Annotated in this window: 9 protein-coding genes; 7 read left to right on the forward strand and 2 right to left on the reverse strand. The window is 74.2% G+C overall.

The features are described from left to right. Positions 1-111: 111 nt before the first annotated feature. The 4 genes from OC439_RS20180 (at position 112) to OC439_RS20195 (ending at position 5,186) form a co-directional block, all read left to right on the forward strand. Positions 112-1,071 (forward strand): phosphate acyltransferase PlsX, encoded by a 960-nt coding sequence (locus OC439_RS20180; RefSeq protein ID WP_262014827.1) that lies wholly within the window; start codon positions 112-114, stop codon positions 1,069-1,071. After that, positions 1,068-1,883 (forward strand): ribonuclease III, encoded by an 816-nt coding sequence (rnc, locus tag OC439_RS20185; protein ID WP_262014768.1) that lies wholly within the window; start codon positions 1,068-1,070, stop codon positions 1,881-1,883. Before OC439_RS20180 ends, rnc begins: the two co-directional genes overlap by 4 nt. Next, complete coding sequence (gene mutM, locus OC439_RS20190; protein WP_262014769.1) at positions 1,876-2,733, forward strand: bifunctional DNA-formamidopyrimidine glycosylase/DNA-(apurinic or apyrimidinic site) lyase; 858 nt, start codon at positions 1,876-1,878, stop codon at positions 2,731-2,733. Before rnc ends, mutM begins: the two co-directional genes overlap by 8 nt. Before the next feature lie 239 nt (positions 2,734-2,972). Then, a complete protein-coding gene (locus OC439_RS20195; protein ID WP_262014770.1) occupies positions 2,973-5,186 on the forward strand; it encodes an MMPL family transporter in 2,214 nt (737 codons plus the stop codon). Positions 5,187-5,447: 261 nt separating this feature from the next. Here OC439_RS20195 and OC439_RS20200 read toward each other — a convergent pair whose 3' ends face one another. Both OC439_RS20200 and OC439_RS20205 read right to left on the reverse strand, forming a co-directional pair. Then, a complete protein-coding gene (locus OC439_RS20200) occupies positions 5,448-6,317 on the reverse strand; it encodes an endo alpha-1,4 polygalactosaminidase (RefSeq protein WP_262014771.1) in 870 nt (289 codons plus the stop codon). A 77-nt stretch (positions 6,318-6,394) separates the two neighbouring features. Then, positions 6,395-7,534, reverse strand: coding sequence for a CAP domain-containing protein (locus OC439_RS20205; protein ID WP_262014772.1), 1,140 nt, complete (start codon positions 7,532-7,534; stop codon positions 6,395-6,397). A 372-nt stretch (positions 7,535-7,906) separates the two neighbouring features. Here OC439_RS20205 and OC439_RS20210 point away from each other — a divergent pair, with 372 nt between their 5' ends. The 3 genes from OC439_RS20210 to OC439_RS20220 all read left to right on the forward strand — a co-directional run bounded on the left by OC439_RS20210 (position 7,907) and on the right by OC439_RS20220 (position 12,630). Continuing rightward, entirely contained in the window at positions 7,907-8,101 is a 195-nt protein-coding gene (locus tag OC439_RS20210; protein ID WP_013284566.1) for a hypothetical protein, read from the forward strand. A gap of 315 nt (positions 8,102-8,416) precedes the next feature. Next, positions 8,417-12,016 (forward strand): chromosome segregation protein SMC, encoded by a 3,600-nt coding sequence (gene smc / locus OC439_RS20215; protein ID WP_262014773.1) that lies wholly within the window; start codon positions 8,417-8,419, stop codon positions 12,014-12,016. Then, positions 12,013-12,630 (forward strand): HAD family hydrolase, encoded by a 618-nt coding sequence (locus OC439_RS20220; RefSeq protein ID WP_262014774.1) that lies wholly within the window; start codon positions 12,013-12,015, stop codon positions 12,628-12,630. The genes smc and OC439_RS20220 overlap by 4 nt, the downstream gene beginning before the upstream one ends. Positions 12,631-12,635 lie beyond the last annotated feature (5 nt).

The following is a 12,635-nucleotide window of genomic DNA, read 5'->3' on the forward strand; positions in this document are numbered from 1 at the left end:
CCGACCACCGGTCGGGTGACGCGCGCACCAAGGCTCTCGCCCGGTGCCCCGGCTCCCGCCACCGCCGACCGGTTCCCGGCCGGCGGATCATCGGAGCCGGGCACCGCGCGGATCGCCGTCGACCTCCTCGGCGGGGACGATGCTCCCGCCGTCGTGGTTGACGGCGCTCTGCGAGCGGTACGCACGGATCCCGCCCTGCACCTGATGCTCGTCGGCCCGATCGAGGTGGCCGACGAGCTGATCGGTGCGCTCGACCCGGCCCAGCGCGCCCGGGTCACGGTCCGCCCGGTGCGGACCGCCGTCGGCATGGCCGACCATCCCACCGCCGCTCGCGGCGAGAGCACTGTACGCACCGCCGTGCAGGCCGTCCGCGACGGACTCGCCGACGCGGTCGTCTCCGCCGGCTCGACCGGCGCCACGGTCACCGCCGCCGCGCTCGGCCTCGGCCGCTGGACCGGGATACGCCGTCCCGCGCTCGCCGCCACGCTGCCCGCCGTCGAGGGGCCGGTGGTGCTGCTCGACGTGGGCGGCACGCTCGAACCCGGCCCGGCCACGCTGGCCCGGCACGCCCTCCTCGGCGCCGCCTACGCGTCGGTGGCCCACGCCGTCACCGCACCCCGCGTCGGGTTGCTCTCCGTCGGCCTCGAGACGGGCAAGGGCGACCGGCTGCGCCGCGTCGCCGCGCCCGCGCTCGCCGCCGCGCCGCTGCCCTGCGACGGCCGCTACGTCGGCCTGGTCGAGGGGTACGACATCTCGCTCGGCGCCCGCGCCGACGTCGTGGTGACCGACGGCTTCACCGGAAACGTCCTGCTCAAGGCCATCGAAGGCGCGTACGCCATGGCCGGCGGCCCGCCGTCACGCGGCGGTGCCCCGCGTGCCGCGGCGCTGCTCGGGGTGGGCGGCACCGTGGTGGTGTGCCACGGCGCGGCCGGCTCCGAGGACGTCGCCTCCGGTATCGCGCTCGCGGCCCACCTGTGGCGCCGCGACGCCGCCGCGACGGTCCGCTCCCTGCTCGCCGGCATCCCGCACGATCTCGCACCTGACCGACACGACACCGAGGTAGCACCATGACCAACGACAAGCGGCGGCGTGCTCCCGTCGGCCACCTGGAGGCGGCCTTCGGGGTGTCGCTCGACCCGGAACTGCTGGAACGCGCGCTGACCCACCGCTCGTACGCGTACGAGAACGGCGGCCTGCCCACGAACGAGCGGCTGGAGTTCCTGGGCGACTCGGTGCTCGGCGTGGTGATCACCACAGCCCTGTTCCACAACCACCCCGACCTGCCCGAGGGGCAGCTGGCGAAGCTGCGCGCCAGCGTGGTCAACATGCGGGCGCTCGCCGACGTGGCGCGTGGCCTCGGCCCGGACGGGCTCGGGGCGTACCTGCTGCTCGGCAAGGGCGAGGAGGCCACCGGCGGGCGGGACAAGGCGAGCATCCTGGCCGACACGCTGGAGGCGCTGCTGGGCGCGATCTACCTCCAGTACGGCCTGGACACCGCCGCCATCGTCATCCACCGGCTGTTCGACCCGCTGATGGCCGAGTCGGCGGGCCGGGGCGCGGCGCTGGACTGGAAGACCAGCCTCCAGGAGCTGACCGCCGCGCTCGGGCTCGGCGTGCCCGAGTACCGGATCGAGGGCACCGGACCGGATCACCTGAAGACGTTCACCGCCTGGGTGGTGGTGGCCGGCAACCGCTACGGCGGCGCGGAGGGGCGCAGCAAGAAGGAGGCCGAGCAGCGCGCGGCCGAGTCCGCCTGGCGGATGCTCACCGAGCAGGCCGAGGCCGAGGCGGCGGCGCGGGCGGAGGCGGCGGCGCGGGCCGAGGCGGAGACGAGCCCGCAGGACGACACCTCCGACGTGGAGGCGGGCGCCGGCCGTGCCTGAGCTGCCCGAGGTTGAGACCGTCCGGGTGGGACTCGCCCAGTGGGTGATCGGCCGGCGGATCGCCGCCGTCGAGGTGCGCCACCCCCGGGCGGTACGCCGGCACGCGCCCGGCGGCGCGCACTTCGCCGACGTGCTCGCCGGCCGCACGATCACCGGGGTACGCCGCCGCGGCAAGTACCTCTGGCTGCCGCTGGACAGCGGCGACGCGGTGATCGGCCACCTCGGCATGTCCGGCCAGTTGCTGTTGCAGCCGGTCGGCGCGGCCGACGAACTGCACCTGCGGGTCCGGTTCCGGTTCGCCGACGACGGGCCGGAGCTGCGCTTCGTCGACCAGCGCACGTTCGGCGGGCTGTCCGTGTCCGAAGGTGGCGCGGAGCTGCCCGCCGAGATCGCCCACATCGCCCGCGACCCGATGGACCCGGAGTTCTCCGACGAGGCGTTCGTGGCGGCGCTGCGGCGCAAGCGTACGGAGATCAAACGCGCGCTGCTCGACCAGACGCTGATCTCCGGGGTGGGCAACATCTACGCCGATGAGGCACTGTGGCGGGCGAAGCTGCACGGCACCCGCCCGGCCGACGCGCTCACCCGTCCGGCCGCGCTGCGGCTGCTCGGGCACGTGCGGGACGTGCTCGCCGAGGCGATCAAGCAGGGCGGCACCAGCTTCGACGAGCTGTACGTCAACGTCAACGGCGAGAGCGGCTACTTCGACCGGTCGCTGAACGCGTACGGCCGGGAGGGCGAGCCCTGCCCGCGCTGCGGCGCTCCGATCCGGCGGGAGGCGTTCATGAACCGGTCCTCCTACAGCTGCCCGCGATGCCAGCCGCGGCCCCGGGGCACCCTCCGGGGATGACCCCGAGCCGATTCGGGGTTGCGCCGGTGTGCATCGCCCGGCGGTCCCCGGAGACGCGCCGGAGCGTACCCGGAGATGCCCTTTTCCGCCCGGTGCGCGCGGCCGGAACCGGCCGCGCGGACCTCGCCCGGCGGATCGGGGACGAGCGGGGGCCGTTCCCCGATGTCGGGGCCCCGCCCGCTGCCTAGCGTCATCTGGGGTCGGCACAGGGCCGGCATCAGGAGGGTGGAACCCGGGACATGGGCAGGCGACCGGTGACCGTGCGGCTGGCACGGTGGAGTGCGGAGCATCCGTGGCGCGCGATCGCGTTGTGGGTGGTCTTCGTGGCGGTGTGTTTCGTGGGCGGCAGCGCCGCCGGGCTGAACGAGGCGACCGACGAGGATCAGGCGATCGGCGAGTTCGGACGGGCACAGCTGATCGTCGACAGTGGCGGGTTCGACCGGCCGGCGACCGAGAACGTGCTGATCACCGCCCGTTCGGGTTCGCTCGACCAAGCGGCGGCGAAGGCCGCCGCGCAGGACGCGGCGGACCGTCTGCGGCAGGTCGACGGCGTGGCCTCGATCGGTACGCCGATGCCGTCGCGCGACGGCAGCGCGCTGCTGGTGCCGATCACCATGTCGGGCGACCCGGGCACCGCCGGGGACCGGGTGCAGCCGCTGCGGGACACCACCGCGAAGGTGCAGGACGCGCACCCGCAGCTGCGGGTGGAGCAGGTCGGCGGCCCGTCGATCGACAAGGCGCTCGACGACACGCTCGGCAAGGACTTCAAGCGCGCCGAGCTGCTCAGCCTTCCGGTGACGCTGGCCATCCTGATCATCGCGTTCGGCGCGCTGATCGCCGCCGGGGTGCCGGTGCTGCTGGCGCTGTCCTCGGTGGCCGCCGCGATGGGTCTCTCCACACTCGCCTCGCACCTGGTGCCGGCCACCGACACCACCGCCAGCGTCATCCTGCTGATCGGCATGGCGGTCGGCGTGGACTACTCGCTGTTCTACGTGCGGCGGGAGCGGGAGGAACGGGCGAAGGGCCGATCCGGCCTGGACGCGGTGGAGATCGCGGCGGAGACCTCCGGGCACGCCGTGGTGGTCTCCGGCACCGCCGTGATCATCTCGATGGGCGGTCTGCTGCTCGCCCAGGACGCGATCTTCTCGTCGCTGGCGGTCGGCTCGATCCTGGTGGTGGCGGTCGCGGTGATCGGCTCGCTCACAGTGCTGCCGGCGCTGCTGGCGAAGCTGGGTCGCTGGGTGGACCGGCCGCGGGTGCCGCTGCTGTGGCGCCTCACCGCCCCGCGCAACGGGCAGCCGGCCCGGCCGCGGTTCTGGCCGGCGGTGCTCAAGCCGGCGCTGCGCGCACCGGTGGCCACGCTGCTGATCTCGGTCGCGCTGCTGCTCGCGCTCGCCGCGCCCGCGCTCGGCATGAAGCTGAAGTTCCCCGGCCCGGAGGACGTGCCGCGCACCACCGCCGCCATGCAGGCGTACGACCGGCTCACCGCGGCCTACCCGAGCAACGGCACCAGCCACACGGTCGCCGTGCGGGCGCCCGCCGAGCAGGCCGACCGGGTGCGGGCCGCGCTCACCGACCTGGCCGGCCGTACCGCCGCCGACCCGCTCTTCGCGCCGGCCGAGGGGGACGGCCCGGAGATCCAGGTGTCGGCGGACCGGCAGGTGTCGGTGCTGGAGGTGGCCACGCCGCACGCCAGCCGTTCCGACGAGGCGTCCCGGTCGCTGCACGAGCTGCGCGAGGACCTGGTCCCGGCCACGCTCGGCGGCATCCCGGGCGTGGAGTACGCGGTCGGCGGCGGCGTGGCCGCCAGTGAGGACTACGCCGCCCACATCTGGGCGAAGCTGCCGATCGTCGCCGCGTTCGTGCTGGCGCTGACGTTCCTGGTGATGGCGTGGACGTTCCGGTCGATCGTGGTGGCGCTGACCTCGATCGTGCTGAACCTGCTCTCCGCGGGCGCCGCGTACGGGCTGCTGGTGCTGGTCTTCCAGAGCACCTGGGCGGAAGGGCTGCTCGGCTTCACCTCGATGGACGCGATCGTCACCTGGCTGCCGCTGTTCCTGTTCGTGGTGCTGTTCGGACTGTCGATGGACTACCACGTGTTCGTGGTCAGCCGGATCCGTGAGGCGGTCGACCGGGGCATGCCCACCCGGGAGGCGGTGGCGTACGGCATCACCTCCTCGGCCGGTGTGGTGACCAGCGCGGCGGTGGTGATGGTGGCGGTGTTCTCCATCTTCGCCACGCTCAGCATGATCGACTTCAAGCAGCTCGGCATCGGCCTGGCGGCGGCGATCCTGCTGGACGCCACGATCATCCGGGCGGTCGTGCTGCCCTCGGTGATGACGCTGCTGGGCGACGCGAACTGGTGGGCGCCCCGCTTCATGCGCCGCCGGCGGCCCGTCCCGGCGGTCGAGCCGCCGCCCGCCCCGGCACCGGAGCTGGTCGGCGCTCGCTGAGCCCGAGCGGACCCGCCCCGGTCGGCTCGGTCCGGCGCCCAACCGATGGTCCCGACCAGCTTGACATCGGTTCCGGCTCGTGCCGGCCGCTGAGAAGGCAGTCGTGTTCGCGCGGTATACCTGAGAGTCATATTCATGACTCTCAGGTATACCGCCTTCCGTGCATCTGTTCGCCGGTGAGGTCACGGAGAGTGTCGGCAGCTTCCGTGCTGGATGACCGTCGTCGGCACCCCGCTCCCCGGCGGGAGGGGCGGCGGGATGTCACGGCAGGGCGCACGGCTCCCGCCAGGCGTCCAACCGGCGGTCCTTGCGGATCGAGGCGAAGCCGTAGCCGACCGAGGTGACGCAGAAGTCCGCCGGCTCGCCGGTGTACTCGACGTGGAAGACCGGCTTTCCGGCATCGACGAACGGCAGCAGCTTCGCGCACTCGCGGCGGCGTACGCACTCCTGGTTGACCGCGAAGTCGAAGTCGGGGGCCAGCGCCGCCACCTGCGGCACGTCGTCGACCAGGCCGGGGGAGAGGTCCAGCTTGCGGGCCAGCCCGGCCAGCCGGCGGTGGAACAGCAACTGGTCGTCGAAGTCCAGCGGGAAGCCGGAGCGGTGCCGGTAGCCGTCCGCGTCGGCGAGCGCCACCGCGCCGAAGCCCTTGCCCCGGCACAGCCGGAACCGGTCGGCCAGCACCGGCGCGAGCGCGTCCCAGGCCCGTACGTCCAGGAAACGGCTCCCCGGCCGCCCCGGCACCGCCGCGCCGCGTACGGCGGTGGGGAAGCGGGTGGCGTCCGGGTCGTCGGCGGCGTACGTGCCGACCCGGACGTGGCAGACCAGCCGGCGGCCCCGCTCGCGCAGCGCGGCGGTCTCGGCCGAGGTGGTCGCCACCGGGTCGAGGAGGAAGACGTCGGCGTCGACAGTCACGTCCACCGGGGAGGTGAGCTGCCACTGCCACCGCCAGCCGGCGGCCTGCGCGGCCGGCCAGGGCGTGGGCGCGCCGGGCGGCGTGATCGGCCGGCGGCAGGCCGGCACCGGGGCGAGCAGCAGCGCGGTCAGCGCGAGCGCCACGCCCCGGCGCGGGCCACGTCGGCGGACGCGGGCCGGCCGGGAGCGCGGCACGGCCCACACCGGCCGGATCCGCATCGACAGCTCCCCGGACGCGGGCGGCCCGACGCCGCCCCCGACCGGTCAACGAGCGCCGGGCCGGTCACGACGCGCGGTCAGCTCGGGGTGGCGAAGACCTGCGTCCAGTACGGCCCGTTGCTGCGCGCCACACCCACCCCGATCTGGGTGTACGAGCAGTTGAGGATGTTCTTCCGGTGGCCCTCGGAGTTCATCCAGCCCTCCATGACCGCCGCCGGGGTCTGGTAGTTCCAGGCCACGTTCTCGCCCACCATGCGGTAGCTGTAGCCGGCGGCCTTGACCCGGTCCCAGGGCTGGCTGCCGTCGCTGCCCGTGTGGTCCATCTTCTGGTGGTCGGCCTGGTCCTGGCTGTGCCGCTGGGCGGCCAGGTTCAGCTTGGCGTTGACGGTGAGCGCCTTGCAGCCGGCCTTCGCCCGCTCCTGGTTCACGATCGTGACGACCTTCTGGAGCTCGGCGCTCAGCCCGGTCGTGGCGGTGGCCTTGGTGCTCGTGGAGCCGCCGCTGGACCCGCCACTGCTCGACCCGCCGCCGCCCGGGGCGCTGCTGCGCTCCTGCTGCCGCGACGGGGCGGTGCTGCGGCTCGGCTTCGGGGTGGCCTTCTTCGTCGGGCTCGGCGCGGCGGTGGTCGGTACGGCGGACGGGCTCGCCGACTCCGGCGCGGCGGCGTCATCGGTCCCGTCGGGCGCCTGCGGCGCGGCGGCCACCGGCGGGCCGGCGGAGGTGCGCTTCGTGCCCTGGTCGTCGCCGGGCAGCAGGACGGCGCCCACGCCGAGGCTCACCACGAGCGTCGCCGCGGCGGCGGCCCCGCCGATCACGAGTGGCCGGGACAGGCGCCGCTTCGGGCGCCGCCGGTCGTCGGCCGGGGTGTCGGTCGCCGGCTGCCAGGTCGTGGTGGGCTGCTCCCAGCCACCGGCCGGCTGCTCGTGGCCCTGCCACGCGCCGTGCTGTTCCCGGCCCTGCCACGCGGGCTCCTGGCCGTGCCATGCGGTGGTCGGCTGCTCCTCGCCGTTCCACCGGTCCCGGGGGGCCGGGGGCGCGTTCTCCGGGCCGTAGCCCGCAGGGGCCGGGCCGACGGGCGGCCGCTGCGCGGCGTCCCCGAACAGGTACGACGACCGCGGCTCGGGCCGGTCGCTGAGCCACGCCGGACCCTCGTCGGTCGGCGGCTCGGGACGCCGGCGGGCGTCCTCCGGTTCGATCGGGTCGTTCCAGCGGTACACGCCTGTCCCCTCCACGGGTCGGTTGCGGGCCCGGGTGACGCTACGGGCGCGCTCCGAGCTGCGGCAACGTGGCTAAGAAAGAGTTAAGGCGAAGCCGGCGCCGGGGATGAGTCGTTCACGCATTTCCGGCGTACAGTAAAGGCGTCCGGACAGAGCGTGTCCGCGCCTTCTGGCAGCCCTCCGGCGAGTGGACCGGCCGACGTGGAGATGATCTACGGCCTTGGTCAACTTGACGAAGGAGGGGTTTTCGGCTCAATATGTAGGTGTCGCCAGTCGCGCCCAGCCATGCCCCGATGCAGTGGGAATGGCAGCCGCGAACATCATGGGCGCGCGTTGGCCGGCCTTTCCGGCAGCGCACATCAAGGAGTCAGCATGGCGAAGGCCCTCTACGGCCACGTAAGTGCAGCGCCCGACCGGCGTCTGCTCGACGAGGTCACCCGACTGCGTGCCAGGGTTCAGGCACTGGAGTTCGAGATCACGCGTCTGCGCGCCGACAACGATCGGCTTGCGGCGGCAGCGGCGGAGGCCGATGACCTCCTCCGTCTGGCCGAGCCCGCACTGACCTGATCTCCAGTTGTCGGAAAACTGAATCGCACCACACCGAAAAGCGCGCCGACACTCAAGTGCCGGCGCGCAGCCATGTGCGGACCCCTTTTCGTCGCAGCCGTCGCAATTCTCGATCTTGCGGAAGCGCCCGGAATTGCGCCCGGTAATTGTGATCATGCATTTCCGTCCCGTCCACGACGGCCGGGCGGAAAGCGGACAGCCGGGGCGGCGGGTGGGTCGCGTGGCGGCGGCGCCCCGGTCCCGGGTTAGTCTGCGGGTTCACCAGGTCCGCGCAGCCGGCGACGGTACGGCGGCCACCGGACGAGGATCGAGAAGGTGCATCTCAAGAGCCTGACGGTGAAGGGCTTCAAATCCTTCGCCTCCGCCACGACGTTGAAGCTGGAGCCCGGGATCACCTGCGTGGTGGGCCCGAACGGCTCCGGCAAGTCCAACGTCGTCGACGCCATCGCCTGGGTGCTCGGCGAGCAGGGCGCCAAGGCGCTGCGCGGCGGCAAGATGGAGGACGTCATCTTCGCCGGCACCGCCGGGCGGGCGCCGCTGGGCCGGGCCGAGGTCACCCTCACCATCGACAACACCGACGGCGCGCTGCCGATCGAGTACACCGAGGTCTCCATCACCCGCCGGATGTTCCGCTCCGGCGAGAGCGAGTACGAGATCAACGGCGACTCCTGCCGCCTGCTCGACATCCAGGAGCTGCTGTCCGACTCGGGCATCGGCCGGGAGATGCACATCATCGTCGGGCAGGGCCGGCTCGACGGCATGCTGCACGCCAAGCCGGAGGACCGGCGCGCGTTCATCGAGGAGGCGGCGGGCGTCCTCAAGCACCGCAAGCGCAAGGAGAAGGCGCTGCGGAAGCTCGACGCGATGCAGACCAACCTCAACCGCCTGACCGACCTCACCGCCGAGCTGCGCCGCCAGCTCAAGCCGCTGGGCCGGCAGGCCGAGGTGGCCCGCCGCGCCGCCGGCATCCAGGCCAACCTGCGCGACGCCCGGCTGCGGCTGCTCGCCGACGACCTGCACACGTTGCGGACCACACTGGACAAGGAGATCGCCGACGAGACCGCGCTGCGCGAGCGGCGCGAGCTGATCGAGGCCGAGCACGGCGAGGTGCAGGGCCGCCTCGGCGAGCTGGAGGCGGCGCTGGCCGAGGACGCGCCGCTGCTCGCGGCGGCGCAGGACACCTGGTACCGCCTCTCCGCGCTCCAGGAGCGGTTCCGCTCGATCGAGCAGCTGGCCCGGGAGCGGCTGCGTCACCTCAGCGCCGCCGGCGACGACGAGCGCCCCGGCCGCGACCCGGAGCAGCTGGAGGCGGAGTCGCGGCGGGTCCGCGAGCAGGAGGAGGAGCTGCGGGCCGCGCTCACCGACGACCAGATCCGGCTGGCCGAGGCGGTCGAGCACCGCCAGGAACTGGAACGCCAGCTCGCCGCCGCCGAACGGGAACTGGTCGCCGCGGCCAAGGCGATCGCCGACCGGCGGGAAGGGCTGGCCCGCCTCACCGGGCAGGTCAACTCCGCCCGAGCGCGGACCACGAGCGCCGGCGAGGAGATCGAACGGCTCGCCGCCGCGCACACCGACGCCATGGGCCGGGCCGAGAAGGCGCAGGCCGACCTGGACGCGGTCGCCGAACAGTCGACCGAGGCGGACCGGGACAACGCCGACCTGGACGCCCGGCACGACGAGGCGGTGGCCGTACACGAGCGGGCCCAGGCCGCGGTGCGCAGCCTCGCCGACGGAGAACGCGCCGCCGAGAAGGACGCCGCCACCTGGAAGGCCCGCGAGGAGGCGCTCGCCATGGGCCTGCGCCGCAAGGACGGCGCCGGGGAACTGCTGGCCCGCGCCGACCAGGTGCCCGGCCTGCTCGGCAGCCTCGCCGGGCTGCTCACCGTCGCGCCCGGTGACGAGGCGGCGCTCGCCGCCGCGCTGGGCGGCCTGGCCGACGCGGTGGCGGTCAGCGGCGTGGACGAGGCGGTCGAGGCGATGCGGCTGCTCAAGATCTCCGACGCCGGCCGGGCCGGGCTGCTGGTCGGCAGCCCCGCCGGACCGGGCATGGACGGGCCCGCCGACGCGCTGCGCCCGAAGCTGCCCGAGGGCGCCCGCTGGGCCCCGGACCTGGTGGAGTGCTCGCCCGCGATCCGTCCCGCCGTGCACCGGGCGCTGCGCGACGTGGCGCTCGTCGACGACCTGGCCGCCGCGTCCGCGCTCGTCGCCGCGAACCCGGAGCTGCGCGCGGTCACCCCCGACGGCGACGTGGTAGGTGCGTACGCGGCGGCGGGCGGGTCGGCCAAGGCGCCCAGCTTCATCGAGGTGCAGGCCGCCGTCGAGGAGGCGCGGGCCAACCGGGCCACCGCCGAACGCTCCGCCGCCGAGCTGCGTGAACAGCTCGCCGAGGCGCGCGCCGAGGTGGCCGCCGCCAAGGAGGCGGTGCAGCACGCCGCCGCCGCGAAGCGGGAGGCGGAGAGCCACCGTAACGCCGCCGCCCGCCGCCTCGCCGAACTGGGCGCTGCCGCCCGCTCCGCCAAGGCGGAGACCGACCGGCTCGGCGAGTCCCGGGCCCGCGCCGAGGCGGCCCGGGAACGGGACCTCGCGGCGCTGGCCGAGCTGGAGGAACGGCTGCGGCTGGCCGAGGCCACCCCGATCGACGCCGAACCGTCCACCGAGGAACGCGACCAGCTCGCCGCCATGGTGCCGCAGGCACGGCAGAACGAGATGGAGGTCCGGCTCGCGGTGCGTACCGCCGAGGAGCGGGTGGCCTCGATCGCCGGGCGGGCCGACTCGCTGGCCCGGCAGGCCACCGCCGAACGGGCGGCGCGGGAGCGCGCCGCGGCCCGGCGCGCGGCCCGCACGCGCGGCGCCCAGATCGCCCGGGCCGTGGTCGGCGGCGCCCGGGAGGCGCTCACCCGGCTCACCGTCTCGATCGCCCGGGCCGAGGAGCACCGCGACGCCGTCGCCCGCGAACGCGCCGCGCGCGAGGCCGAGCTGTCCGAGGTACGCGGCGCGGCCAAGCGCCTCGCCGCCGAGCTGGAACGGCTGACCAGCCAGGTGCACCGCGACGAGGTGGCCCGCGCCGAGCAGCGGATGCGCATCGAGCAGTTGGAGGCCAAGGCCGCCGAGGACTTCGGGCTGGACGTGGCCACGCTCGTCGCCGAGTACGGCCCGGACCGGCTCGTCCCGCCCACCGACGCGGACGTGGCGCTCGCCGAGAAGGAGGGCCGGCCGGTGCCCGAGCCGGTCCGTTACGAGCGGCCGGTGCAGGAGAAGCGGGCCGCCAAGGCGGAACGGGAACTGGCCCTGCTGGGCAAGGTGAACCCGCTGGCGCTGGAGGAGTTCGCCGCGCTGGAGGAGCGCTTCAAGTTCCTCTCCGAGCAGCTGGAGGACCTCAAGGCGACCCGGCGCGACCTGCTCACCGTGGTCAAGGACGTGGACGACCGCATCCTGGAGGTCTTCGCGAGCGCGTTCGAGGACACCGCACGGGAGTTCGAGCAGGTCTTCACCGTGCTGTTCCCCGGCGGCGAGGGCCGGCTCGTGCTCACCGACCCGGAGGACCTGCTCACCACCGGCGTCGAGGTCGAGGCCCGCCCGCCGGGCAAGAAGATCAAGCGGCTCTCGCTGCTCTCCGGCGGGGAGCGGTCGCTGACCGCGGTGGCGATGCTCGTGGCGATCTTCCGCGCCCGGCCCAGCCCGTTCTACATCATGGACGAGGTGGAGGCGGCGCTCGACGACGTGAACCTGGGCCGCCTGATCACGCTGCTGGCGCAGTTGCGGGAGAAGAGCCAGCTCATCGTGATCACGCACCAGAAGCGGACCATGGAGATCGCCGACGCGCTCTACGGAGTGACGATGCGCGCCGGTGTGACCCAGGTGATCAGCCAGCGGCTCAACCGGGCCGACGACGAGGAACAGGTGACGAGCGAGTGAGTCGGGAACGCGCCACGGCGCTCCTGGTGGACTTCGACGGCGTACTGCGCCGCTGGGATCCGGCGGTGGCCGCCGGCGTCGAGCGGGAGTACGGGCTGACCGAGGGCGTCCTCGGTGAGATCGCGATGTCCTGGGGACTGCTCCAGCCGGTGCTCACCGGCCAGGTCAGCCACGCCCAGTGGATGGTGAGCGTGGCCGACGCGCTGACCCCCGCCGTCGGCGCGGACCGGGCCCGCGCGGCGGTCCAGGAGTGGCAGAGCTACCGCGGCGAGGTCGACCCGGAGGTGCTGGCGTTCGTCCGCGAGGTGCGGGCTGCGGGCATCCGGGTCGGGCTGGGCACGAACGCCACCGACCTGCTCGACGCCGACCTGGCCGCGCTGGGCCTGACCGAGGAGCTGGACGTGATCGTCAACTCCTCGGTCGTCGGGGTGCACAAGCCGGCGAAGGAGTACTTCCAGGCCGCCTGCGAGGCGCTGGCGACGCCGCCGGGGCGGGTGCTGTTCGTCGACGACGAGGACCGCGCGGTGGCCGGCGCCCGGGTGGCGGGTCTCTCCGCGCACCGCTGGAACGGCCCGGCCGACCTGCGGTACCTGCGGGCGGCGCTGGCGTACTGAGCCGG

It is taken from the genome of Micromonospora sp. Mcm103 (assembly GCF_024519755.1).
GTDB lineage: Bacteria > Actinomycetota > Actinomycetes > Mycobacteriales > Micromonosporaceae > Micromonospora > Micromonospora aurantiaca.

Excerpts from the sequence above, each read along its gene's own strand:
- rnc (WP_262014768.1), top strand. The coding sequence starts at position 1,068 with ATGACCAACGACAAGCGGCGGCGTGCTCCCGTCGGCCACCTGGAGGCG.
- OC439_RS20195 (WP_262014770.1), top strand. The coding sequence starts at position 2,973 with ATGGGCAGGCGACCGGTGACCGTGCGGCTGGCACGGTGGAGTGCGGAG.
- OC439_RS20200 (WP_262014771.1), bottom strand. The coding sequence starts at position 6,317 with ATGCGGATCCGGCCGGTGTGGGCCGTGCCGCGCTCCCGGCCGGCCCGC.
- OC439_RS20210 (WP_013284566.1), top strand. The coding sequence starts at position 7,907 with ATGGCGAAGGCCCTCTACGGCCACGTAAGTGCAGCGCCCGACCGGCGT.